At 70.1% G+C, this 24,540-nt stretch carries 25 protein-coding genes; 21 read left to right on the plus strand and 4 right to left on the minus strand.

Going from position 1 to position 24,540, the window contains the following annotated elements; all coding sequences use genetic code 11:
- Positions 1-28 precede the first annotated feature (28 nt).
- Together ABCS02_RS12705 and ABCS02_RS12710 are read left to right on the plus strand one after the other, a co-directional pair.
- A complete protein-coding gene (locus tag ABCS02_RS12705; protein ID WP_345836004.1) occupies positions 29-1,537 on the plus strand; it encodes a methyltransferase in 1,509 nt (502 codons plus the stop codon).
- Positions 1,538-1,730: 193 nt separating this feature from the next.
- On the plus strand, positions 1,731-3,158 hold the full coding sequence (locus ABCS02_RS12710) for a CCA tRNA nucleotidyltransferase (protein ID WP_345836005.1): 1,428 nt from the start codon (positions 1,731-1,733) through the stop codon (positions 3,156-3,158).
- Between the two features lie 109 nt (positions 3,159-3,267).
- Here the strand turns inward: ABCS02_RS12710 and ABCS02_RS12715 are convergent, their stop codons facing one another.
- Complete coding sequence (locus ABCS02_RS12715) at positions 3,268-3,915, minus strand: NAD(P)H-dependent oxidoreductase (RefSeq protein WP_345836006.1); 648 nt, start codon at positions 3,913-3,915, stop codon at positions 3,268-3,270.
- 77 nt (positions 3,916-3,992) lie between these two features.
- Between ABCS02_RS12715 and ABCS02_RS12720 the strand changes: the two genes are divergently transcribed.
- Both ABCS02_RS12720 and ABCS02_RS12725 read left to right on the plus strand, forming a co-directional pair.
- On the plus strand, positions 3,993-4,340 hold the full coding sequence (locus ABCS02_RS12720; RefSeq protein WP_345836007.1) for a helix-turn-helix domain-containing protein: 348 nt from the start codon (positions 3,993-3,995) through the stop codon (positions 4,338-4,340).
- A gap of 22 nt (positions 4,341-4,362) precedes the next feature.
- Positions 4,363-5,007 (plus strand): TMEM175 family protein, encoded by a 645-nt coding sequence (locus ABCS02_RS12725; RefSeq protein WP_345836008.1) that lies wholly within the window; start codon positions 4,363-4,365, stop codon positions 5,005-5,007.
- On the opposite strand, the gene ABCS02_RS12730 is transcribed toward ABCS02_RS12725, so the two are convergent.
- Positions 5,000-5,674 (minus strand): hypothetical protein, encoded by a 675-nt coding sequence (locus ABCS02_RS12730; protein WP_345836009.1) that lies wholly within the window; start codon positions 5,672-5,674, stop codon positions 5,000-5,002. The two genes, ABCS02_RS12725 and ABCS02_RS12730, sit on opposite strands and share 8 nt — an antisense overlap.
- Positions 5,675-5,863: 189 nt before the next feature.
- On the opposite strand from ABCS02_RS12730, the gene rpsF reads away from it, so the two are divergent.
- The 4 genes from rpsF to rplI are packed head-to-tail and all read left to right on the plus strand — an operon-like array spanning position 5,864 to position 7,464.
- A complete protein-coding gene (gene rpsF / locus ABCS02_RS12735) occupies positions 5,864-6,220 on the plus strand; it encodes a 30S ribosomal protein S6 (RefSeq protein WP_345836336.1) in 357 nt (118 codons plus the stop codon).
- Positions 6,221-6,225: 5 nt separating this feature from the next.
- Positions 6,226-6,720: a single-stranded DNA-binding protein gene (locus ABCS02_RS12740; RefSeq protein ID WP_345836010.1), complete on the plus strand. Its 495-nt coding sequence runs from the start codon at positions 6,226-6,228 to the stop codon at positions 6,718-6,720.
- A gap of 27 nt (positions 6,721-6,747) precedes the next feature.
- Entirely contained in the window at positions 6,748-7,002 is a 255-nt protein-coding gene (rpsR, locus tag ABCS02_RS12745) for a 30S ribosomal protein S18 (RefSeq protein ID WP_124291977.1), read from the plus strand.
- Between the two features lie 9 nt (positions 7,003-7,011).
- Entirely contained in the window at positions 7,012-7,464 is a 453-nt protein-coding gene (rplI, locus tag ABCS02_RS12750; protein ID WP_345836011.1) for a 50S ribosomal protein L9, read from the plus strand.
- Between the two features lie 63 nt (positions 7,465-7,527).
- Here rplI and ABCS02_RS12755 read toward each other — a convergent pair whose 3' ends face one another.
- The gene (locus tag ABCS02_RS12755; RefSeq protein WP_345836012.1) at positions 7,528-8,730 is read right to left on the minus strand and encodes a hypothetical protein; all 1,203 of its coding nucleotides are present in this window, start codon (positions 8,728-8,730) and stop codon (positions 7,528-7,530) included.
- Positions 8,731-8,815: 85 nt separating this feature from the next.
- The gene (locus ABCS02_RS12760; protein WP_345836013.1) at positions 8,816-9,817 is read right to left on the minus strand and encodes a hypothetical protein; all 1,002 of its coding nucleotides are present in this window, start codon (positions 9,815-9,817) and stop codon (positions 8,816-8,818) included.
- A 559-nt stretch (positions 9,818-10,376) separates the two neighbouring features.
- On the opposite strand from ABCS02_RS12760, the gene dnaB reads away from it, so the two are divergent.
- The 13 genes from dnaB (at position 10,377) to ABCS02_RS12825 (ending at position 24,535) form a co-directional block, all read left to right on the plus strand.
- Positions 10,377-11,741, plus strand: a complete 1,365-nt coding sequence (dnaB, locus tag ABCS02_RS12765; RefSeq protein ID WP_345836014.1) for a replicative DNA helicase — start codon at positions 10,377-10,379, stop codon at positions 11,739-11,741.
- 85 nt (positions 11,742-11,826) lie between these two features.
- Positions 11,827-13,500 (plus strand): RNA-binding domain-containing protein, encoded by a 1,674-nt coding sequence (locus ABCS02_RS12770; protein ID WP_345836015.1) that lies wholly within the window; start codon positions 11,827-11,829, stop codon positions 13,498-13,500.
- A gap of 224 nt (positions 13,501-13,724) precedes the next feature.
- On the plus strand, positions 13,725-14,948 hold the full coding sequence (locus ABCS02_RS12775) for a substrate-binding domain-containing protein (protein ID WP_345836016.1): 1,224 nt from the start codon (positions 13,725-13,727) through the stop codon (positions 14,946-14,948).
- A gap of 3 nt (positions 14,949-14,951) precedes the next feature.
- Positions 14,952-16,451, plus strand: a complete 1,500-nt coding sequence (locus ABCS02_RS12780) for an ATP-binding cassette domain-containing protein (protein ID WP_345836017.1) — start codon at positions 14,952-14,954, stop codon at positions 16,449-16,451.
- The gene (locus ABCS02_RS12785) at positions 16,448-17,719 is read left to right on the plus strand and encodes an ABC transporter permease (RefSeq protein ID WP_345836018.1); all 1,272 of its coding nucleotides are present in this window, start codon (positions 16,448-16,450) and stop codon (positions 17,717-17,719) included. The genes ABCS02_RS12780 and ABCS02_RS12785 overlap by 4 nt, the downstream gene beginning before the upstream one ends.
- 29 nt (positions 17,720-17,748) lie before the next feature.
- Entirely contained in the window at positions 17,749-18,573 is an 825-nt protein-coding gene (locus ABCS02_RS12790; RefSeq protein WP_345836019.1) for a mycofactocin-coupled SDR family oxidoreductase, read from the plus strand.
- A 12-nt stretch (positions 18,574-18,585) separates the two neighbouring features.
- Positions 18,586-19,710 carry an NDMA-dependent alcohol dehydrogenase gene (locus tag ABCS02_RS12795; protein WP_345836020.1) on the plus strand — a complete coding sequence of 375 codons (1,125 nt, stop codon included), beginning with the start codon at positions 18,586-18,588 and terminating at the stop codon, positions 19,708-19,710.
- On the plus strand, positions 19,707-20,432 hold the full coding sequence (locus ABCS02_RS12800) for a 3-oxoacid CoA-transferase subunit A (RefSeq protein ID WP_345836021.1): 726 nt from the start codon (positions 19,707-19,709) through the stop codon (positions 20,430-20,432). The genes ABCS02_RS12795 and ABCS02_RS12800 overlap by 4 nt, the downstream gene beginning before the upstream one ends.
- Positions 20,429-21,076 (plus strand): 3-oxoacid CoA-transferase subunit B, encoded by a 648-nt coding sequence (locus ABCS02_RS12805; RefSeq protein ID WP_345836022.1) that lies wholly within the window; start codon positions 20,429-20,431, stop codon positions 21,074-21,076. Before ABCS02_RS12800 ends, ABCS02_RS12805 begins: the two co-directional genes overlap by 4 nt.
- Positions 21,073-22,245 (plus strand): thiolase family protein, encoded by a 1,173-nt coding sequence (locus tag ABCS02_RS12810; protein WP_345836023.1) that lies wholly within the window; start codon positions 21,073-21,075, stop codon positions 22,243-22,245. Before ABCS02_RS12805 ends, ABCS02_RS12810 begins: the two co-directional genes overlap by 4 nt.
- A 41-nt stretch (positions 22,246-22,286) precedes the next feature.
- The gene (locus ABCS02_RS12815; RefSeq protein WP_345836024.1) at positions 22,287-23,078 is read left to right on the plus strand and encodes an N-acyl homoserine lactonase family protein; all 792 of its coding nucleotides are present in this window, start codon (positions 22,287-22,289) and stop codon (positions 23,076-23,078) included.
- A 4-nt stretch (positions 23,079-23,082) separates the two neighbouring features.
- Entirely contained in the window at positions 23,083-23,451 is a 369-nt protein-coding gene (locus ABCS02_RS12820) for a hypothetical protein (RefSeq protein ID WP_345836025.1), read from the plus strand.
- Between the two features lie 13 nt (positions 23,452-23,464).
- Entirely contained in the window at positions 23,465-24,535 is a 1,071-nt protein-coding gene (locus ABCS02_RS12825; RefSeq protein WP_345836026.1) for a zinc-binding dehydrogenase, read from the plus strand.
- Positions 24,536-24,540 lie beyond the last annotated feature (5 nt).

The following is a 24,540-nucleotide window of genomic DNA, read 5'->3' on the forward strand; positions in this document are numbered from 1 at the left end:
TCGCGCCCGCTGAGCGCGGGGCGTTTAGATGGAGAGCGTGCCCTCCCTGACTCCCGCGCTCGCCCAGGCTCTCGCCGCGGACCTCGACGCTGCGGGCTACCGCGAAGAGCGACTCTCCGAGCTGTGGGGCAGGTCTGCGTTCGCGGCCCTGCGCGCGGGCGATGCGGCCGCCGCGCGCTGGCGTGCGGGCGCGGATCCCGCGAGTGTCATGGCGCGCCTCCTCTGGTGGGGCGAGACCGTGCCGGCCGAGGAGGCGGAGCGCGCCTTCCCGCGCACGGGGGTCGACGGACTCGTCGCCGCCGGATGCGCGGTGCGGACCGAGGGTGGGGTGCGGGCGACCCTGACCCTCCGCCCCGTGCCGTACCGGGACGAGCGCGGTTCGGGTGAGTGGTGGATCGCGAGCGACCTCGACGAGGTCGCGGGGATCGCGCCGCTCCCGCCCGAGCACGTGCTCGGGGTCGGCGGTGCGAGCCGCACGCTCGCGGCCCTGCTGCCGCCGGGCGAGGTCGACCGCGCGCTCGATCTCGGCTGCGGCTGCGGAATCCTGAGCCTGCACGCGAGCCGCCGGAGCCGGGTCGTCGTCGCGACGGACGTCTCGGCACGGGCGCTCGCGTTCACGGAGTTCAACGCGCGCCTCAACGGCGTGACGAACATCGAGACCCGCCGGGGCAGCCTGTACGAGCCGGTGGCGGGCGAGCGCTTCGGGCTGATCGCGGCGAATCCGCCCTTCGTGGTGACGCCGCGCGCCGAGGGCGTGCCGGTCTTCGAGTACCGCGATGGCGGCGAGGTGGGCGACGCGCTCATGCGGCGGGTCATCGAGGGCCTGGGTGCGCACCTCGAGCCCGGGGGCATGGCGGTGGTGCTCGGCAATTGGGAGTACCGGTCGGGCGCTGCCGGCCTCGAGGCCGCGCGCAGCTGGCTGGAGGGCCTCGACGCGTGGGTCATCGAGCGCGAGCGGCTCGATCCGGTGGAGTACGCGCGGCTCTGGGTGCGCGACGGCGGGTTGCGGCCCGGCATGGCCGAGTACGACCGGATGCTGGCGGCCTGGCTCGACGACTTCGCGCTGCGCGGCGTCGACGCCCTCGGTCTCGGCTGGGTGCTCGCGCGGCGTCCGTGGTCCGAGGCATCCGGCGCGGGCCGGACCGAGCGTATCGGGCACGCGGTGGGCGAGGAGGGGCTCGGGGCCCAGGTCGCGGCGTTCTTCGCGGCCGAGGATGCGCCCGCGCTGCACGACGACGCAGTGCTGCTGGCGACCGCGCTCACGACCTCGCCGGACGTGACGGAGGCGCGGCACCTCGTCCCGGGCGCGGACGACCCGAGCGTGATCGAGCTGCGCCAAGGCGGCGGCCTGCGCCGCACGGTCGAGGTCGATCCCGCGCTCGCCGCCCTCGTCGGCGCGAGCGACGGCGAGCTTGCGGTGGGCGCGCTCGTGGCGGCGATCGCGGAGCTGCTCGAGGTCGATCCCGCCGACCTGCGTGCGGATCTCCTCCCGCGCGTGCGCGACCTGATCCGCACGGGCTTCCTCCGCCTCCCCTGACCCCTGCGCGTGCCCGGGCGCCTGCGAGGCCCCGGGGACTCGCCCCACCCTCGCGATAACGCGCGTATGTCACGAAATGGGCCCGATTCCGTGACATGCGCGCGTTCTCACGGAGGGGGTGACCGGCCGGGGCGGCGTGAGAGGGGTGGGTGGGGCGGAGGGGGCGGGGTGGGGCGGTCGGTAGGCTCGAAGGATGCTGAACATGGCTGAGGGTGTCGCGCGCCTGGGCGCCCTCGCCGAACATCCTTCGGTCGCCGTGCTCGGCCGGGCGTTCGCGGCGGCGGGCCGCGAGCTCGCGATCGTCGGAGGACCCGTCCGCGATGCGCTGCTCGGGCGTCCGACGCACGACCTCGACTTCACGACGGACGCACGACCCGACGACATCCTCCAGATCGTGCGACCGCTCGCCTCCGCGCACTGGGACATCGGGCGCGAGTTCGGCACGATCGGCGCGCGGATCGGCGCCGATCAGGTCGAGATCACGACGTACCGCGCCGACAGCTACGACGGCGTCACCCGCAAGCCGGACGTCCTGTTCGGCGACTCCCTCGAGGCCGACCTCGTCCGCCGCGACTTCACCGTCAACGCGATGGCGCTGCGGGTCACCGAGCGCCGGCTCGTCGATCCGTCCGGCGGTGTGGAAGACCTCGTCGCGCACGTCCTGCGCACGCCCAGCGATCCGGACGTGAGCTTCGGCGACGACCCGCTCCGGATGCTACGGGCCGCGCGATTCGCGGCGCAGCTCGGGTTCGACGTCGATCCCGCCGCCGTCGACGCGATCGAGCGGTTGCGCGCGACGATCGGGATCGTGAGCCCGGAGCGGATCCAGGGCGAGATCGTGCGGATGCTGCAGAGCGAGGATCCCGTCCGCGGCATCCGTCTGCTCGTGGACACGGGGCTCATGGCGGAGTTCCTGCCGGAGGTGCCCGCGCTCCGCCTCGAGGTCGACGAGCACCACCATCACAAGGACGTGTACGAGCACTCGCTCACCGTGCTGCGCCAGGCGATCACGCTCGAGCGCGAGCGGCATCCGGGCGCGGCGCCGGATATCGCGCTGCGACTCGCGGCGCTCCTGCACGACATCGGCAAGCCGTCGACGCGCAAGCTCGAGCCGGGTGGCGGGGTGACGTTCCATCACCACGACGTGACCGGCGCCCGGATGGCGCAGCGGCGCCTCCGCGAGCTGCGGTTCGACAGCGCCACGATCGACACGGTCGCGCGGCTCATCGAGCTGCACCTGCGCTTCTTCGGCTACGCCGAGGGCGCGTGGACCGACTCGGCGGTGCGGCGCTACGTCCGCGACGCGGGTGGGGAGCTGGAGCGGCTGCACATTCTCACGCGCGCCGACGTCACGACGCGCAACAAGCGGAAGGCCGCGCGGCTGCGCACGGCGTACGACGACATCGAGGAGCGCATCGCGCGGCTGCGCGACCAGGAGGAGATCGACGCGATCCGCCCCGACCTGGATGGCAACCGGATCCAGGAGATCCTGGGCATCGGCCCCGGCCGCGAGGTCGGCGAGGCCTACCGCTTCCTGCTGGAGCTCCGGCTGGACGAGGGCGTCCTGGGCCCCGACGAGGCAGAGGCCCGCCTGCGCGCCTGGTGGGCCGCCCGCTCCTGAGCCGCTCCGCCGCTCCCGAGCGGCTCCGGTGTCAGTCCCGCACAGTCCCGCGGTCGGGAAGGTATGCGCGAGTGACACCGGAGCGGCTCAAAGGGCCGACCCCGGGGGGTCAGGCGGCGCGGGAGCTCGCGATCTCCTGGCCGTGGGTGCGGGCGAGGTGCTCGGCATCCGCCTTCAGCTCGGCCGCGAGGTCGGCGAAGTCGTCGAGCGCGGGGTTCACGCCCACGAGCGTGAAGTGGCGCTGCACGACGCGGAGCTCGAGGCCCCACACGTCCTCGAGCACGCGGCGGAGCCAGCCGGTCGAGTGGTCCCAGCCCTCGCGCGGGGTGCCGGGGCCGTAGTTGCCGCCGAGCACGGTCGCGAGCACGGCCGGCTTGCCCTGCAGCGTGGTCGAGCCCATGCTCGTGCGCGGGTCGGTGTAGGCGAGGTCGAACCAGGTCTTGACGTGCTGCGAGATGCCGTAGTTGTACAGCGGCACGGTGAACAGGAGCGCGTCGGCGGCGATCAGCTCGTCCGCGTACGTGGCGGCGAGGGCGTGGGCGGCTCGCTGCGCGGGCGTCCGCTCGGCCTCCGGCACCCCGCCGGACGTGACGGCGTCGACCCAGGCGGTCGCGGGGACGGGGTCGGCGGCGACGTCGCGACGGACGATCGTGTCACCGGGGTGGGCCGCGGCCCACTCGGCTTCGACGAGGTCGCCGAGCGAGCGGCTCGCCGAGGTGGCGGGAAAGATGCTGGCATCCAGGCGGAACAGGGACATGGATCCTCCGAATCGGAACAGAGTTGCTCAGAAAAACAAAGCGACTCTGGCGAGCGTAGCATGGCTACACTGGAGCGATGGACGAGACCGAGGCCACGCGGGGCCCGCAGTGCGACGGTGCCGTCACGCTCGCGTTCTCGATCCTCGGCAAGCGCTGGAACGGCATGATCCTCGATGCTCTCGGTGCAGACGCGGCCTCCTTCGTCCGTCTCCGCCGCGCGGTCACGGGCATCAGCGACGCGGTCCTCTCCGACCGGCTCGCGGAGCTGACGGATGCCGGCCTGGTGGTGCGCGACGTGGATCCCGGCCCGCCGATCGCGGTGAGCTACACGCTGACGGATGCCGGACGACAGATCGTCCCGGTGCTGCGTCAGCTCGGGCGCTGGGCCGAGGAGAACCTCGTCGTGCAGCACGCGTCCGGCTGAGGCGCACGCTACCGTAGCGGCCATGAGCCAAACGCCGCGGGGGATGTCGGAGGTCCTGAGCGCCGAGCGGCTGAAGATGTTCGTGGACGCGGTCGTTGCGATCGCGATGACGCTCCTCATCCTCCCGCTCATGGACAGCGTCGGCGAGGCGGCCACGCACGACCTCTCGACGGGCGACTGGATCGTCGAGGAGCGGCAGTCGCTGTTCGCGTTCACGCTGAGCTTCGTGCTCATCGCCAACTTCTGGCTCAGCCATCACCGCCTGTTCCGGCGGATCGAGCACGCCACGGGCGCGCTCGTCTGGCTCACGTTCGCGTGGATGTTCACGATCGTGTGGCTGCCGGTCGCGACCGCCGTGCTCTCGAGCCTTGCGACGGACGACCTGCAGGCGCTCGTGTACATCGGCAGCCTGTCGGTCACGAGCCTCCTGACGCTCGCCACCGTCATCTACGTCATCCGGCACCCGGAGCTGCACGAGATCGACCCGCAGCGGCTGCGGGAGACCCTCGCCGCGGACATCGCCGTCCTCACGCTGTTCCTCGTGGCCCTCGCGCTGACGCTCGCGGTGCCGGTCCTCAGCTACTGGACGATGTTCCTGCTGCTCCTCTCGCCCTTCCTCGGGCGTCTCGTCGCGCGGATCCTCCGCGGGCGGAGCGGGCTCAGCTAGGAGCCGCTGTCCGGGACGCGTCCATCCGGGCGTCTTCGATCAGGGCCGCGATGAGCGCCTCCGGGCCCGCGACGACCGTCGTATCCGCGTCCGGATCGGTCACGAGGACCCACGCCCGGTCGTCCGGCCAGAGGAGGCTCGGCGAGGCCGTCCACTCGGTGACGCGCTCGGCCCACGGGACCCGCTCGGCCCACGCGGCATCCGTCAGCTCGGCGAGTCCGCCCCGGAACAGGACGTGGTCGTGGCCGCCCGCCTCGAGCCGGGGGCCGCGCGAGATCTCGTCGGAGAGGATGCCGGACTGCCAGACCGGCTTGCGGAAGACGTTGTTGACGGGGTCGTGGATGCTGCGCTGGAGCATCTGGCGGTGACGGGCCTCGACGGCGTCGTCCGGCTCCTCGTCCGCGAACGCGAGGAACGTGCGCGCGGGCGTGTCGCCGAAGAAGCCGAGGACGCCGCCCCATCCGTCCCAGATCGCGATCCACGCACGGTCGGGCGTCCGCGTGTGGGCGGCGGCGATCGTCACGATCGCCGCGAGGGTCGCGGCATCCAGCTGCCCCTCCGTGCCGTCGGCGTGCGGGATACGGGCGTACGCGCGATAGCCGCGCGGCACGCCATCGGCGCTCTGCTGCAGCCAGGCCCCGGCGCTGACGTCGTCGCTCCACTCCACCCTCCTCACGGTAGCGGCCGGATGCGGCGGGCGAGCGTATCCGTTACACTACGAAGGTTGTCCGGCTGCGGCTCCGCGCCGCGTTTCGTCCGGACACGTGCACACACCCTCCTGTCGCCGGGAAATGCCCGGCGACCGTTCTAGTCCGAAGGAGGTGGGTCAGTGACGCACACGCACCAGTACGAACTCATGGTCATCTTCGACCCCGAGCTCGATGAGCGCATCGTCGCCCCGAACCTGGACAAGTTCCTCGCCGTCATCACGGGTGACGGGGGCACGATCGACAGCATCGACATCTGGGGCCGTCGCCGCCTGGCGTACGAGATCAAGAAGAAGAACGAGGGCATCTACGCCGTCGTGAACTTCACCGCCACGAGCGAGGCCACGCAGGAGCTCGACCGTCAGCTGGGTCTGTCGGAGCAGGTCTTCCGCACGAAGGTCCTGCGGGCCGAGGAGGCCATCGCGCAGGTCGCTTCCGAGCGCAAGCGCCAGGACGAGAAGGCTGCCCGCAAGGCGGCCGCCCCCCGGGTGAAGAAGGACGCATAACGGCCATGGCCGGCGAGACCGTCATCACCGTCGTGGGCAACCTCACGGCCGACCCCGAGCTGCGATACACGCAGAACGGGCTTCCCGTCGCGAACTTCACGATCGCGTCGACGCCTCGCACGTTCGACCGTCAGGCGAACGAGTGGAAGGACGGCGAAGCGCTGTTCCTCCGTGCGAGCGTCTGGCGTGAGTTCGCCGAGCACGTCGCAGGGTCCCTCACCAAGGGCATGCGCGTCGTCGCGACCGGTCGTCTGCGCCAGCGTTCCTACCAGGACCGCGAGGGCAACAACCGCACCGCGATCGAGCTCGAGGTCGACGAGATCGGCCCGTCGCTGCGCTACGCCACCGCTCAGGTGACGCGCGCCGCGGGAGGCGGCGGCGCGAGCCGCGGCCAGGTCGCCGACGAGCCGTGGGCGACCCCCGGGTCATCGAACGGCGGCGGTGGTGGAGCCGACGCGTGGAGCGCCCCGGGCGCCTACGGCGACGACACCCCGTTCTAACAACTGCTTATCCCGAAGGAAATCATCATGGCTGGAAAGTCGAGCGGCGACCGCCGCAAGCCGCGGAAGGGCGCGAAGAACGCGGCCCCCGCGAAGGCGATCCGCGTGGGCGTCATTGACTACAAGGACGTCGCCACGCTGCGCAAGTTCATCTCGGAGCGCGGCAAGATCCGTGCCCGTCGTATCACCGGTGTCTCCGTGCAGGAGCAGCGCCTCATCGCCCGCGCGATCAAGAACGCGCGTGAGATGGCGCTCCTGCCCTACTCCGGCGCCGGCCGGTAAGGAGCCCCCATGTCGAAGCTGATTCTCACGAACGAGGTCGCCGGGCTCGGTAGCGCCGGCGACGTGGTCGAGGTCAAGGACGGGTACGCCCGCAACTACCTCATCCCGCAGGGGTTCGCCGTCGCGTGGTCGCGCGGTGGCGAGAAGGAGGTCGCGTCGATTCGCGCGGCCCGTGAGGCCCGTGCGATCCACGACCACGAAGAGGCCGTGACCCTCAAGGGCACGCTCGAGTCGAACAAGGTCCGTCTCGCCGTCAAGGCGGGCAAGGAGGGCCGTCTGTTCGGCTCCGTCAAGAACGACGACGTGGCCGACGCCGTCAAGGCCGCCGGACTCGGTGACCTGGACAAGCGGAAGATCCACATCACCTCGCCGATCAAGTCGGTGGGCGAGCACGAGGCGACCGTCCGTCTTCGCGACGACGTCACCGCCGTCATCACGCTGCAGGTCGTCGCCGCCAAGTAAGGCGACGCCGGACGGATGCCGCGGACCCGAGAGGGCCCGCGGCATCCGTCGTTTCCGGCGGGGTCAGCGCTGGTGCGCGTACCGCCGGCTCGCGGCGTAGGCCGCGCCGCCCAGGACGAGCAGCACGAGCCCGAGCGCCCACGGGATCGCGCCCGCGCCGCCCGTCAGCGCGAGCGCTCCCGAGCGGAACGGCACGACCGTGCCGACCGCGGCCAGCGCTCCGACGCCGGCCGTGACGCCGCCGGAGATGCCGGGCGTGCCCGGGTCGCCGGGGTTGCTCGGCGTGCCGGGGGTGCCGGGTGTGCCCGGGGTTCCGGGGTTACCCGGGTTACCGGGGGTGCCCGGGGTGCCAGGGTTACCGGGGGTGCTCGGCGTGCCGGTGGTCGGGTCGGCCGTCGTGCTGTCACCGACGACCGAGACGGCGTTGCCGCCCAGCGTCACCGGGATCGCCAGCGGCAGGCCGAGCTGCGTTCCGCCGAGGACGGCACCACCGCCCGACGTCACTGGGGCTCCGGTGCCGGTGCTGGGGGCCACCGGCGCCTTCGTCGTGGCGCCGGAGGTCCAGCTGTCACCCAGCACCGAGATGCTGTTGCCGCCCACGGTGAGCGGAACACCGATCGGCGCGAGCACCTGCGTGCCCGCGGCGATCCCGCCCTCGCCGGAGGTCGTGGCCCCGGAGCCTGCCGTGCTCCCCGCGGACGGACCGGCCGTGGTGGCCGCGGCCGACGACGCGCTGTCACCGAGGACCGAGACGGCGTTCCCGCCGACGGTCACGGGGAGGGCCGCGCCGACGAGCGCCTGCGTGCCGGCGGCGATGCCGCTGTCGCCGGACGTCGACGGCGCGCTCCCGGCGGGAGCCGACGGTGCCGGGGCGGACGATGCCGGAGTAGCCGTCTTCGCATCGCTGGACGCGCTGTCGCCCAGCACAGAAACCGAGTTGCCGGACAGTGTCACCGGCAGGCCGAGGTCGACGAGGGCCTGTGTGCCCGAGCCGACGCTGGCCTCGCCGCTGGTCGTCGGGGCCGCGGCGTCCGCCCCGGTGGGGGTCACCGCGGTGGCTGCTCCCGTGCTGGACGAGTCGCCGAGCACGGACACGGCGGTGCCGCCGACCGTGACCGGGAGATCGACGTGGACGAGGGCCTGAGTGCCGGACAGCAGACCGGTGTCGCCGGAGGTCTCCGCCGCTTGCGCGGCGGCCGTCCCGAAGACGACGAGTCCGCCGCCGATGAGCGCACCCCAGAGGGCGCGCTTGACGAATGTACGCATGATGTTTCTCTCCTAGGACTGAGTGGATGTGCGCGCAACGCGCGCGGAACCGTCTGCGCGCGTCGGGCGCGCGCGGCGGCATCCGTCAGTCGGGAGAGACGTCGGCCGGGAAGACCGGGGAGCCCGGCAGGGCGTCGTTCACGCGCCCCGGAGCGAAGCCGGCCGCGTGCGGGAGCGGCACGTCGGCGTCGGAGACGAGGCCGGCCGCGCCCGCGGCGCCGGAGGGGGCGCCGCCCAGGCTGCCGGTGCCCGGCGCGCTGGCGGGCGGGTCGAACGGGCGCAGCGGGGCTTCGGACGGCGCGGGGGCGCCGACGGGTGCAGACGCGGAGGATGCGCCGGGGTCGGGCCCGGCACGGCCCTGGGCGGTCGCCGCGGTCGCCAGAGACGCAGTGGTCCCTTGCGCGCCGGGCACGAGGGTGCTCGCACCGAGACCGGGCGGAGTCGTCGCCGCAGGCCCGGTGACGCCGCCGGGGATACCGGATGCCGGGGGCACGGGGACGCCGACGGTCCCTGCGCCGCCGACGACCGTTGCGAGCAGGTCGTCGATGCCGGTCGCCACGCCGCCCAAGAGCGGCGGAACGGGTGTCGCCGCGACGACGGATCCGACCAGGGGAAGACCCGTGAGCGCGTCGAGGACGGGGCTCACGACGGTCGACGCGACGCGCGCGTCCGCGAGGTCGGCGACCGGCTGCACGAGGGAACTGGTCGTACGGGCGACCACGTCGGTCGTGGCGTCGAGCGTGCTCGACACGGTCTCCGCCACGCCGTTCACGCCCGCGTCGATCGCGGTCACGGGTGCGGGGGCGGAGGGCTCGGCTGGGCCAGCGGGCGGCGAGCTCGGGGTCTGCGCGGGAGGAACGGTCGCAGCATCCGTGACGGCATCGAGCGTGCCGTCGACAGCGCCGAGCACGCCGTCGGTCACGTGATCCACCGCGGTGACCGTCTGCGAGACGACCCCGAGGAGGCCGCCGTCGGGGACCTCGGCGGCGGATGCCGAGGCCGCGGACGAGAGCACGCTGAGGGCGCACCAGAGGGCGCCGGCACCCAGGCCGACGAGCAGCAGGTTCCGCGGTCGGAACCTCTGCACCCCTGCTCTCACGTTCCTCACCCCTGCCTGCACTCATGAGGTAGCGACGTATTGACGGCGAGTATAGGAATGCGAGCAGACACCGCAACACCTGTTGCGTGAAGCAGGAAACGGTGGTACTCCTTTGGGCCTCGATCGCCCGTTCACCCACAGCGTTTTGCACATATCACGCCGACGGTCCGCGCACCTTCAAGTGTCAGTTGAGATCCGAAGCTATCCACAAGCTGTGAGATGGAGAATGCCCGATCAAGGGCAAGAAATCGAGCAAAATTCATCCTCCTCACACCCACTCTCCACAGGCACTCTGCACAGACATCGCGGCGTTTCGCGCAGGTCCTCCACAGAGTTATCCACAGGCATGGTTGCGGTGGAGAACAGGGCTCTCTACGGTGAGGGGAACGTTGCGGGGAGAGCCCACCGCACGACGATGTCGGAGGCTCGCGCTGTCATGGAGTATGCGACGGCGAGACCACGCGCGGGTGTCGATCGGAGCTGATCGGTGCGCGCCGTCCGGGGGCGTGATTCGGGATTTGTAGCGTGATTCGGGGAAGGGGCATGCATGTCGATTGCGGACATCGCGGAGCAGCGGCTGGGGCCGCGCGAGCCGGAGCGCACCCCGCCGCATGACTTCCTCGCCGAGCAGAGCACGCTCGGCGGGATGCTTCTCTCGAAGGATGCGGTGGCCGACGTCATCGAGACGTTGCGCGGCGGCGACTTCTACATCCCGAAGCACGAGGTCATCTTCGAGGCGGTCCTCTCCCTCTACTCGCACGGTGAGCCAACGGATGTCGTCGCCGTCACCGATGAGCTGATCAAGACCGGCGAGCTGCAGCGCGCGGGCGGCGCCGACTATCTCCACACGCTGACCTCGATCGTCCCGACCGCGGCCAACGCGGGCTACTACGCGACGATCGTCTCCGAGCGGGCGCTGCTGCGCCGCCTCGTCGAGGCCGGCACGCGGATCGTGCAGATGGGCTACTCCGGTCAGGGCGACGCGGTCGATCTCGTCAACACCGCGCAGGCGGAGATCTACGGGGTCACCGGTGCCGAGGCGGCGGAGGACTACGTGCCGCTCACGATCGCGGTGGATGCCGCGGTCGACGAGATCGAGGCGGCGCGGGGTCGCGACGGCCAGATGACCGGCATCCCGACCGGGTTCGCGGGGCTCGACCAGCTGACGAACGGGCTCCACCCCGGGCAGATGATCGTCGTGGCCGCCCGTCCCGCGATGGGAAAGTCGACCCTCGCGCTCGACTTCGCGCGGGCCGCCGCGATCAAGCACGACATGCCGACGATCTTCTTCTCGCTCGAGATGGGCCGCAGCGAGATCGCGATGCGTCTCATGAGCGCCGAGGCGGCGGTTCCGCTGCAGAGTATGCGCAAGGGCACGCTGGACTCCCGGGACTGGACGACGATCGCGTCGACGCGCGGCCGCATCAACGACGCTCCGCTGTACATCGACGACAGCCCGAACATGACGCTCGTCGAGATCCGCGCGAAGTGCCGCCGACTCAAGCAACGGGTGGGCCTCAAGATGGTCGTGATCGACTACCTGCAGCTCATGACGAGCGGCAAGCGCGTCGAGTCACGCCAGCAGGAGGTCAGCGAGTTCTCGCGCGCGCTGAAGCTCCTCGCCAAGGAGCTCGGTGTCCCGGTCATCGCGCTGTCGCAGCTGAACCGTGGTCCCGAGCAGCGCGCGGACAAGAAGCCCGCGCTCTCCGACCTCCGCGAGTCGGGTTCGATCGAGCAGGATGCCGACATGGTGATCCTGCTGCATCGCGAGTCGGCCTACGAGAAGGACAGCCCGCGCGCGGGCGAGGCCGACCTCATCGTCGCGAAGCACCGCAACGGCCCGACCGACACCGTGACCGTCGCCTTCCAGGGCCACTTCTCCCGCTTCGCCGACATGGCCGTGGGGATCTAGCGACAGTGTATGTATATTTTTAGTCGGAAATTGACACCAGCATGTCTGATCATAAGTGTGTCAAAAGTATGCATATGCTGGGTCGGTGAATGCTGACGAAGCGGCCGCACTGATTGCGGGGCGCGAAACACTCACCGTCGAATTCAAGCGTGCGCGCCGCAAGGACCTCAGCGACGAGGAGATCGTAGAGGCAGCTGCGTGCCTAGCCAACGCCGAGGGAGGGGTCCTCTTCCTGGGCGTAACGAACGATGGGCAGATCGAAGGACTACACCCCCGGCACGGAGCTGTGACGGAGCCACACTTGCTTCGCGCGATGTTGATGAACCGCACAGAGCCGCCTCTTGATGCCAACGTCGAACTGCTGAAGCTCGATGGCGTAGAGATCGCGGCAATCACTATCCCCCGGTCGGTGTTCCCGGTCGGAACGACTGGTGGCAAGTACCTGCGCCGGACCCTTCAGCCCAACGGTGAACCGCAATGCAAGCCACTCATGCTTCACGCCATGCTTGCTCAGGGACTTGCCGCTCAGGGCAGCGACTACGCGGGGCTGGCTGCCCGCGGTGTGAGTCTTGAAGATCTCGATCCCTTGGAGTTCGAGCGATTCCGACGCTTGTGCGCTGTCGGCAAGGGCGACCGTGCGCTCGCCGATGCCTCCGCCGACGAGATCTTGCGCGCACTTCGCCTTATCCGGCCCGAGGAGCCGACACAGGTGACGCTCGGGGCCTCGCTGCTGTTCGGCGCCCGGTCAACGATCGAGCGCAGCGTTCCCACTCATGAGGTCCTCTTCCAAGAGTTCCGTGCGGGCGAGGTCACCTTCTCCGAGACGATGCGCGGCCCATTGATCGCCACCGCGGAGCGGTTGACGGACCTCCTCCAAGCCCGCAACAACGAGCAGGAACTCATGCTCGGCATACATCGAGTGGGCATACCGCGAATCCCCGGCGAGGTGATCCGCGAGTCGATCGCCAACGCCCTGACACATCGTGACTACGCCGCACTGGGCCCGGTCGTGGTGCAGTTGGACGAACAGCAGTTGCGTGTGACGAGTCCGGGAGGTCTTCCTCACGGGGTCACGTTGACCAACCTCTTGGACACCTCGGTGCCGCGCAGTCCCATCCTGGTTGACGCGTTCAAGCGCGCCGGCATCGTCGATCGCGCTGGACGCGGCATTCGCGAGATGTACGCGTTCCTGTTGCGTGCGGGTCGCGGCGAACCGGACTACACGCAGACCACCGCGGATCACGTGGTCGTTCGCATTCCTACCGCTGACTCGGATCTTGAACTCGTGCGCTTCCTCGTCGAGTTCGAGGACCAGAACCGTGTCGTCTTCTCGCTCCCCGCGCTGCGGATCCTCCACGACCTCAAGGAGGCGGGTCCTCAGAGCCCGAGCGAGCTTGCGGACGCACTCGGATCCACGGCGTCGGTGCTTCGGGGCGAACTCACTCGACTCGCCGGTTGGGGCGTCGTCGAGGTGGCCGGGAGTGGTCGAAGCCGACAATACGGACTCACGGCGAGCTTCTACCGCCTCGCAGAATCAGACGCCTATGCGCGCCTCAAGGGGATGGACCCGCTGCAGCAAGAGCAGCTGATACTCCGGTACGTCGGCGAGTTCGGGAGTATCACGCGGTCTCAAGCTGCCAGCCTCTGTCATCTCAGCTCCGTGCAGGCGAGCCATCTTCTCCAGAGGATGCGCAACCGGGGTGCACTCGAATTGCATGGAGAGAAGCGAGGCGCACGGTACCTCCTGCCAAAGGGTTGAGCGCTTCGTGAGTCGTAGGAGCTGCCGCAGGACTCCGGACCGACGGGTTGATCCCTGCAGTGGTCGACCGATGAGAGTCGGAACGCGCCAGGAACTCTCCTGCCCCGCTAGAGGGCATTGCATCTGGGGCTGAGAACAACTATCCTTCAAAAGGTCAACTATTGGCCGTACGGACCCTCGTATGGACCTCGGCAGTCATTTCACGCAATGGAGCGTTATCGGAGATGAGAAACCTCGTGGGCGGCGATGCCGCATCCCCTCGAATCAGCACCCTTGAACCGCCTCTTCGGCGGCGGCCGGGGAGGCTCCTGACCGCGAAGCGCGCGCTCGCGGCCCTGTCCCTGGCAGCGGCCGCGATGGTGGCGCTCTCGGCGTGTGCGGCCGGCGCCGCCGCGGCGCCGACAGCCGGCGCGTCGGGTGCAGCGAACGGCGCGAACGCGCAGGTCGTCGCCGACGCGCAGGCACGGCTGGAGCCCTACCTCGACGCGAGCAAGCTCGACTGGCCGAAGCCGTCGCAGCCCTTCGCCGTCGGGACCGGTCGCGTGGCGATCATCACGTGCGGTGTGGCGGGCGTCGCCTGCGCGGTCGCGGCGGACAACGCGGTCGAAGCGGCGACGGCCGCCGGCTGGACGCCGTCGCCGGTCTTCGACGGCAAGTTCTCGCCGTCGGTGCAGGCCGGCTATATCGAGCAGGCCGTGCAGCAGGGTTACGACGCCATCATCCTGATGGCCATCGAGCCGAGCTCGGTGCAGGCGGCCATCCTCGACGCGAACCGCGCCGGCATCCCTATCGCCTGCATGAACTGCAAGGGCGACCTGGACGGCAAGGTGATCACGATCCACTCCGACAGCGCCGCGGCTGGCGCGGCGATCGCCGACCAGGCCATCGTCGACTCCGGCGGCGCGGTCAAGGGGACCGTCTTCCAGGATCCGGCGTACCCGGCGAACTCCGCGGTCAACCAAGCGCAGCTCGACCAGTTCAAGAAGTACTGCCCCGGATGTGATGTGAAGGGGCCCATCGACACGTCGACGGCGGATATCACCGGACCGAACCCCAAGATCTTCACGGGAGCGCTCGCGGCCAACCCGCCGGGCTCGCTGCCCTACGTGTTCGCGCCCTACGACCCGGCTGCGCTGCAGTTCATCAAGACGCTCCAGTCGCAGGGCCGAACGGATGTGAAGGTCGCGGGCAACGACGCCGTGCCGCAGACGCTCGCCGGAATGGCCGGCTGCGACTGCTTCCTCGCGTCGACCGCGGGGCCGTTCTCCTACGAGGCCTGGGCGGCGATGGACGAGGTGGCGCGCGCGAAGGCCGGAGTTCCGACCTGGGACGCCACCACGCTGCCGTTCGTCCTGGTGACGAAGGACAACATCGCCAAGTACAGCACCGACTTCGTCACGCCGGAGTTCGACTTCAAGGCGATGTTCAAGGAGCAGTGGGGTAAGTAGGCCATGCTCGAGACGACCGACGACTCCCCGGACCAGCCGGGTGGCGGGACCCTCCTGGCGCCACGACTGACGATCCGCGAACTGCGCAAGGTCTTCGGCGGCGTCACGGTGCTCCATGACGTCTCCCTGACGATCGAGCCGGGGACGTTCGTCGGTCTTCTCGGGCCCAACGGCGCGGGCAAGTCGACGATGATCAAGGTTCTCGACGGCATCTACGCCGCCGACGGCGGAGCCATCGAGGTGGGCGGCAAGCGGGTCGGCAGTCTCGCGGGTCGTGCCGACGTCGGCTTCGTGCATCAGGATCTCGGACTCATCAACGACCTGTCGGTCGTCGACAACCTCCGCTTGGGCCTGCGTCTTCTCGGCTGGTTCGGGGTGATCATCGATCGCTCGAAGGAGCGGCGGGCCGCTGAGAAGGCGCTGGCGAGAGTCGGCCTGGAGCACGTCATCGACAAGCAGGTGGGCGCGCTCTCACCGGGTGAGAAGACGCTGGTCGCTGTGGCGAAGGCACTTCAGCGCGGCGCGCGGATCCTCGTCATGGACGAGAGCACCTCGACTCTCCCGCCACGGGATGCCGAGAGGCTGATCACACAGCTCCGACGGATCGTCGAGGCGGGCGGAATCGTGATCATGGTCACCCACAAGCTGCAGGAGGTGTTCGGCGCGGCCGACCGGTTCGTCGTCCTCGTCGACGGATCGGTCGCGGTGGACACGGATCGGTCCGGGCTGGAATCGGGCGAGATCGTCCGAGCGCTGAACGGCACGCCCATGGATCTCGCGCCGGACGAGCAGGGGGCGGCCCGGCCCGATTCCGGGGGGCCTGGCCGGGTCATCGTGGAGCTGCAGGCCGCGCAGGCGCGCCTCGCCGGACCGATCGATCTCACCATCCGCGCCGGGGACATCCTCGGCGTCACCGGTATCCCGGGCTCCGGGCTCCACGACTTCGCGCTCATGGTGCATGGCAGTCTCGCGCCCGAGCGAGGGCGCGTGATCTCGGCATCCGGCACCCGCCGGGCACTGGTGCCGCCGGACCGGGAGAGCCAGGGCGGGTTCGAGATGCTCACGATCCGTGAGAACCTCTCGATCTCGGCGCTGCGCAAGTGGACGAGCTTCGGGTTCTGGCTGCGCAACGATCGCGAGCTCGACGCCGTTCGCGCCGCGGTGGACGCCCTCGACGTCCGGCCGCCCTCACCGCTGCGGGCTTTCGGGGGGATCTCCGGCGGCAACAAGCAGAAGGTCATCTTCGGCCGGGCGCTCGAGCAGGGCGCGCACCTGTACGTGCTGTGCGAGCCCACGCGCGGCGTCGACGTCCAGACGCGGGCCGAGATCTACCGACTCATCCGGCGGCTCGCGAACAGCGACGTCGCGGTGGTCGTGGTCAGTTCGGATGTCGAGGACATTCGCGCCGTCTGCGATCGCGTCGCCGTCGTCGAGGCCGGAACGCTGAGCCCGCTGCGCACGGCCGCAGACATGACTACTCAAGAGTGGAGCGTTTTCGTATGACCAGGTTGTCCCCGCCCGAACCGGCGACGAAGCCGCGACTCGAGGCGGACCGTCGCCCGGAGACGGCGCCCGTGCGCACGTCGTCCGCGTCGAAACAGGAGTTCGTGTCGGATCTGCTGCGGATCTCGATCACGCCCGCCGCGTTCGTCGTCATCTTCCTCATCTACGGCCTGTGGCTGGGCAGCACGTTCGCGAACGTGCAGCTGCGGATGCTCGACATCCACCAGCAGGCGCCCGTCCTGCTGCTGGTGCTCGCGGTCCTGCCGACGATCACCGTCGGGATGTTCGACCTCTCGGTGGCGTCGATGGCGAGCCTCACCGCGACGCTCACGATCAGCCTGGTGATCAACAATGACCTGCCCTTCCCGCTCGTGCTCGCCATCTGCCTCGTCGTCGGCCTCGCCGGCGGGCTGCTGAACGGCATCCTGGTCGAGCAGTTCGGTATGCACACGTTCATCGCGACGCTGGGCACCGGCGGCCTCTTCCTCGGGATCTCGAACGTCATCTCCGGCGCAGCCCAGCTCAGCCCGGTCCCCGGTGGGCTGGCGCCGCCGGCATGGTTCTCCGGCGAGGCGACGTCGTTCGGCAACTACAGCTCCCAGATCCCAGCGTGGCTGGGGTGGTGCCTGATCGTCGCCACCGCCGTCTTCCTGGCTCACCGGCTCGCGCACGTGCTGCCGCTCGCGCGCCGCACGTCGTGGATCATCGGCATTGCCGTCTCCGCAGCGATGCTGGTCGTCCTCGCCGCCGTGGGCTGGCTGACGCAGATCGCCAACGGCATCTCCTGGATGATCTTCTTCCTCATCGTGGTCGCGCTGCTGTTGTGGATCGCGTTCGAGCACACCCCCTACGGTCGGTACGCGCGGGCGCTCGGGAGCAATCGCGACGCCTCGCGCCTCGCCGGCGTCAAGGTGCGGCGAGTCGGCATCGGCTCGTTCGTCCTCGGCGGACTGCTCGCGGCGATCGCGGGCATCGTCCTCGCCGCAGCGCAGGACGGCGCGGCGCCGGATGCGGCGGGCTCGTTCCTGCTCCCCGCGTTCGCGGCGGTCTTCCTCTCGACCGTGATCTTCTCGCGGGGGCGATTCACGGTGTGGGGCGCGCTGACCGGCGGGATCTTCCTCGTGTGGGTGGGCCAGGGCCTCGCGGTCGGCGGCTTCCCCTACACCTGGACGCAGGTCGTCAACGGAGCGGTCCTGATCCTCGCGGTCGGCGCCTCGCTCCTGATGGGACGCCGCTTCGTCTTCCGACGCCGTTCCCCCAAGAGCTGAAAGGGACTCGACACCAGATGACCGGACGAATGAGCGGCCGAATCGCTCTCATCACGGGAGCCGCCCGAGGCCAGGGCCGGAGCCACGCCGTACGTCTCGCGGAGGAGGGCGCCGACATCATCGCGGTCGACTCCTGCCGGGATTTCGCGACGGTGCCCTACGCCATGGCCACGCCCGACGACCTGACGACGACCGTCCAAGCCGTCGAAGCGACGGGACGGCGGATCGTCGCCCTCGAGATCGACGTCCGCGACCAGGCGGCCCTCTCGGCCGGTGTGAGCGAGGCCGCCGCTCGGCTCGGGGGCCTCGACACGGTCGTTGCCAACGCCGGCGTGATCAGCTTCGGTGCGCTCGAGAGCCTGGCCGAGGACGCGTGGCAGGACGTCATCGACATCAACCTCACCGGCGCCTGGCACACCGCCAAGGCGGCGATCCCGCATCTTCGGGCGCGCGGCGGCGGCGCGATCACGATCACGAGTTCCGTCATGGGGTTGATGCCGGCGCCGGGGATCGGCCACTACGTGACGACCAAGCACGGCGTGATCGGGCTGATGCGCACGCTCGCCGTCGAACTGGCCCAGGACATGATCCGCGTCAATTGCGTGAATCCCACCAACGTCGACACCGAGATGCTGATCAACCCGGTGTCGTACGAGAAGTTCGCGCCGGACCTCGCGATCGAGGATCGCACGGACGAGGCGCTCATCGAGCGGTTCACGCGCTCCAACCTGCTCCCCATCCCGTGGGTCGAATCCGTCGACGTCTCGAACGCCGTGCTGTGGCTGTCGTCGGACGAGGCGAGGTATGTGACCGGAGTCGCGCTGCCCGTCGATGCCGGTTGCACCATCAAGTAGAGGCGGACGGACATGAAGACACGAGCGGCCATCGTCCGCGAGCGGGCGAGCCCCCTGGAGATCGTCGAGCTCGACCTCGAGGAGCCCCGCCAGGACGAGCTCTTGATCCGCCTGGTGGCGACGGGGCTCTGCCACTCCGACGATCACGTCCAGACCGGCGACCTGATCGTCGAGCACTACCCGATCATCCCGGGACACGAGGGTGCCGGCGTCGTCGAGCAGGTCGGACCGAACACCTCGGGTTGGGAGGTCGGCGACCACGTGGTGTTCTCCTTCGTACCCAGCTGCGGTCGCTGCCGCTGGTGCGCCGAAGGGATGTCCAACCTCTGCGACATCGGGGCCCACACCCTGGTGGGCTCCCGGTTCGACGACCCGGAGAGCTTCCGGTTCTCCCTCGACGGATCCCCCGTGGGACAGCTGTCGGGCCTCGGTGCGTTCGCGGAGCGGACCGTCATCTCGACGGCATCCGCGATCAAGATCGACAAGGATCTCCCCCTCGAGACGGCGTGCCTGCTGGGGTGCGGGGTGGGCACCGGCTGGGGGTCCGCGGTGTACGCCGGCGAGGTGAACCCCGGCGACGTCGTCATCGTGATGGGGATCGGCGGGATCGGCATCAACGCCGTCCAGGGCGCCCGACATGCCGGGGCGAGCACGGTCATCGCGGTCGACCCCGTCCGCTTCAAGCTCGAGGCGGCAGAGCGGATGGGGGCCACCCACGCCTACGTCACGATCGCGGAGGCGGATGCGTTCGCGAAGTCGATCACGAACGGACAGGGCGCCGACGTCGTCATCGTCACGACCGGCGTCACGACCGGCGAGCACATCGCGCAGGGCTTCGCCGCGATCCGCAAGGCCGGCACGGTCGTGGTCACGGGCGCTGCCAAGATGCAGGAGATCGGGATCCCGGTGAGCCCGTGGGAGCTCACGATGATGCAGAAGCGTCTCCAGGGAGCCCTGTTCGGCGCGAGCAACCCGGCCTCCGACATCCCCCGGCAGATCCGGATGTACCGGGGCGGTCAGCTGCAGCTCGACGGGATCGTGACGGCCAGGTACGCGCTCGACGACATCGCGCAGGGGTACGCGGACATGCACGCGGGCGCGAACCTCCGCGGCATCATCGTGTTCGATCCCTCATGATCGACAAGAGCGTGCCGGACGCGGCGGCCGCGATCGACGGTGTCCCGGACGGGGCGACCATTATGATCGGGGGCTTCGGCCGCGCGGGCCAGCCCGTCGAGCTGATCGACGCGCTCATCGCGCAGGGCGCCACGGGCCTCACGATCGTGAACAACAACGCGGGCAACGGCGATGTCGGTCTGGCGGCTCTGCTGGCGACGAAGCGGGTGCGGAAGATCATCTGCTCGTTCCCGAGGCAGACCGACTCCTGGGTGTTCGATCGGCTGTACCACGCGGGCGAGATCGAGCTGGAGCTCGTCCCGCAGGGGAATCTCGCGGAGCGGATCCGCGCGGCGGGCGCCGGCATCGGCGCATTCTTCTCTCCGACCGGGGCGGGCACGCAGCTGGCGGAGGGGCGGGAGTCCCGCGAGATCGGCGGCCGGCCCCACGTGCTGGAGTACCCGATCTTCGCGGACTTCGCGCTCATCTCGGCGCTGAAGGCCGACCGCTGGGGGAACCTCGTGTACCGGCGGACAGCCCGCAACTTCGGGCCGATCATGGCGGCGGCGGCGACGACCGCGATCGCGCAGGTCGACGAGATCGTCCCGTTGGGGGAACTGGATCCGGAGGCGGTGGTGACGCCGGGCATCTTCGTGGACCGGGTCGTCGCGGTGGGCGCGCGGGGCTGGCTGCAGGACGGCGCCTTCGTCGGCGGAGTGGACCTGGCGGGGAACCCGCGATGACCGCGACGATCGACCGGCACGAGCTTGCGCAGCGCATCGCCGCCGACATCCCCGAGGGCTCCTACGTGAACCTCGGGATCGGTGCCCCCACGCTCGTCGCCGACTACCTGCCCGCGGATCAGGAGATCATCCTCCACACCGAGAACGGCCTGCTGGGCATGGGCCCGACGCCGGATCCGACGCACATCGACCCCGACCTGATCAATGCGGGCAAGCAGGCGGTCACGGCCGTCCCGGGGGCGGCGTACTTCCATCACGCAGACTCGTTCGGGATGATGCGCGGCGGCCACCTGGACGTCTGCGTCCTCGGCGCGTTCCAGGTCTCCGAGCGCGGGGACCTCGCGAACTGGTCCACCGGCGGGTCCGATGCGATCCCCGCCGTCGGCGGTGCCATGGATCTCGCGATCGGCGCGAAGAGCGTCTACGTCATGACCGATCTGCTGACAAAGACGGGCGAGCCGAAGCTCGTCGTGTCGTGCACCTACCCGCTCACCGGCGTCGGCTGCGTCACCCGCGTCTACACCGACCACGCGATCTTCGACGTCACGCCCGACGGCCTCGCCGTCCGCGAAGCGTTCGGCGACAACACGGTCGCCTCCCTCTCCGCGCTCACCGGCCTCACTCTCCGGGAGGCGGGGACATGACGACCTTCGTGTACGACGCGGTCCGGACCCCGTTCGGCCGCGCCGGCGGTGCCCTGTCCGGCATCCGCCCGGACGATCTCGCCGCGGTCGTGATGAAGGCGACCGTGGAGCGCGCCGGGCTCGATCCCGCCCGGATCGATGACGTGATCCTCGGGGACGCCAACCAGGCCGGCGAGGACAACCGCAACGTGGCGCGCATGGCCGCGCTGCTGGCAGGGTTCCCGACTTCGGTGACCGGCGTCACGGTGAACAGGCTCTGCGCATCGGGCGTCGAGGCTGTCATCCAGGGCTCCCGGGCGATCGAGGCGGGCGATGCCGACATCGTCCTGGCCGGTGGCGTCGAGTCGATGAGCCGGGCGCCGTTCGTGATGGAGAAGTCGCCGAGGTCGTGGCCGTCGGTCGGCAACCAGACGCTGTGGAACACGTCGATCGGATGGCGGATGACCAATCGTGCGCTGCCGCCTGGCTGGACGATCTCGAACGGCGAGTCGGCGGAGAAGGTCGCTCGCGAGGGCGGCATCAGCCGGGAGGAGCAGGATGCCTTCGCGGTGCGCTCGCATCGGCGAGCGGCGCAGGCGTGGGCGGACGGTGTCTACGACGCCGAGATCGTCCAGGTCCCCGGAGCCGAGCTTGCCCGCGACGAGGGCATCCGCGACGACACGTCTCCGGAGAAGCTCGCGGCTCTGACGGCGCTGTTCGCGCCCCGCGGCGACGGCACCGTGACCGCGGGCAACTCGTCGCCCATCAACGACGGCGCCTCCGCCGTGCTGCTCGGGCGGGAGGGCGTGCTGGAGCGGGAGCCGCTCGCGCGCATCACCGGCCGCGCCGCCCACGGCGTCGATCCCGACGTTTTCCCCCTCGCGCCGATCGAGGCGGCGAACAAGGCGCTCGCCCGTGCCGGGCGCACGTGGGCGGACGTGGATCTCGTCGAGCTCAACGAGGCGTTCGCCTCGCAGGCGCTCGCGTGCCTCGCCGGCTGGCCCGACCTCGATCCCGAAAGGCTGAACGTCCACGGCGGCGCCCTGGCGATCGGACATCCCCTGGGTGCGTCCGGCGGCCGCATCATCGGCCATGCCGCGCACGAGCTCGCCCGCCGCGGCGGAGGCGTCGCGCTCGCCGCGATCTGTATCGGCGTCGGCCAGGGCGTCGCGATCGTCCTCGAACGCTGAGGCAACCCCCACCCCCCTCGCACGAAGGAGTGCTTCACCACATGAGCGCTGAGAAGACCACCACCACCGCCACGCGGATCTGGGGCCTTCACGGTCCGACCATCACCCTCGATCTCGGCGAGCTCGTCGTCGGGGGGAGCGGCGAGATCACGATCCCGGTGCCGAGCTTCGTCATCGAGCATCCGCGCGGGATCGTGCTCTTCGACACCGGATTCACGCCGGAGGCCTTCGGCGACCCGATGTCGGTGTATTCCCTCCTCGTGGACGTCGTCACGATCCGGATCACGGAGAGCCAGCTGCTCGTGAATCAGCTCGAGGCGATCGGGTTCTCTCCCACGCAGGTGACCCACGTCGTGGTCTCGCACGCGCATCAGGATCACACGGGCGGGCTCTTCCTCTTCCCGGACGCCAAGTTCTACATCGGGGCGGGCGATCTGCAGTACGCGTTCTGGCCGAACGCGTCGGACGAGGGCATCATCCGGCGCCCCGATCTGGAGAAGACCCGGGGCTTCGCCTGGCATCAGGTGCCGGGCGATCTGGATCTCTTCGGCGACGGGTCGGTCGTCATCCTCGACATGCCCGGCCACACGCCCGGGAACAAGTCGCTGCTCGTGCGTCTCCCGGACAGGACGATGATCCTCGCCGGCGACACCGTGCATGTGCGATCGGCGCTCGAAACGGGGATGCCGACCCCGTACGACTACTCGTCGAAGGACGCGCGCTTGTCGATCGAACGTCTGGTGATGCTGCGCGATGCGCACGACGCGGAGGTCTGGGTGAACCACGACCCGGCCGATGGCGAGCACTTCGGCTTCGCCGCGGGGGCCGAGTGACGCCATGGCGATCGTCGTCGACTATCGCTGCGCCGGCTGCCGGTGCACCTTCGAGAGCTGGGAGGCCACGCCCGTTCCCTCGTCCAGCTCGTGCGTCTCGTGCGGTGGCACCGCGCGGCGCGTGTACACGGTCGGTCGGGTCCCCGGACCCCGCGCCGAGAGTCGTGCTGCGCATTCGTCGCTGTCCACGGAACAGCTCCGCGGCGCGCTCCCGGGCGGATGCCATCTCCCGCCGACAGCGCTGAGACGGCTCGCCGCGCGCGCTGCCGGCGACCGCGCCGGCGAAGAGCGGGAGATGAGACGCCAGGAATGCGCCATCGAGGCGGGCACGCTCACGCCCGACACGCTGACAGGCCACGACCACGGACACTGAAAGGAACGCGCGAATGCCCGAGTCCATGCGCGGGTACGTCCTCCACGGCAAGGACGATGCCTCATGGAGCGACGTCCCGATCCCCCCGCTGGGTCCGTACGACGCGCTCGTCCGGCCGACCGCGGTCGCGACGTGCACGACGGACGTGCACCTGATCGCCGCGGCATCGTTCCCGAACGCGATCGGGAAGCCGATCGGTCACGAGGCCGTGGGTGTGATCGCGCGCGTGGGCGACCGGGTGAAGGACTTCGCACCGGGCGACCGGGTCGTGATGTCCGCGGGAGGGCCGGATTGGCGGATACCACAGGCGCAGCGCGGCGAGGCGAAGTACCACCCGAACAACATGGCGTACTTCTCGGAGGATCCCCTTCAGGGTGGGATGTTCGGCGAGTACGTGCGCGCACCCGACGCTGACCTGTCGCTCGCGCACATCCCGGATGCGGTGACCGACGAGCAGGCGCTCATGGTGCCCGACATGGTTGCGACGGGGTTCACGGGTGTGGAGCGGATGCACATCGACTTCGGCGACACCATCGTCATCCTGGGCATCGGACCGGTCGGGCTCATGGCGGTGGCGGCCGCGTCGATGCGCGGCGCCGCGCGCATCGTCGTGGTCGGGTCCCGTCCGAACACCGTCGAACTGGCGCGCGCCTATGGTGCGACGCACGTCGTCGACTACACGAAGGGCCCGGTGACCGACGCGGTCCTGGCGGCGACCGAGGGCGCGCTGGCCGATTCCGTGCTCGTCGCGTCCGGCGGTGGGGCGAGCGAGCAGTTCAGCACGGCGATGCGGATCGTCAAGCCCGGCGGACACGTCGCGGTGGTCTCGCTGTTCTTCGAGGAGGAGGTCAGCATCCCGCTCGACGTGTGGGCCTACGGTGGCCTCGAGCGCTTTCTCACGGGCGTGTTCGTGCTCACGGGCCGCGAGTTCTACACCCGACTGCTCCGGCTCATCGAGGTCGGCCGGCTGGATCCTTCGCCATTGGTCACCCATCGGTTCCAGGGGTGGGATCGCCTCGAGGACGCCCTTGATCTGATGCGCTCCCGCGCTCCGGAGGTCATCAAGCCGATCGTCGTCGTCTGATAGGT

This window comes from Microbacterium sp. X-17 (genome assembly GCF_039615055.1).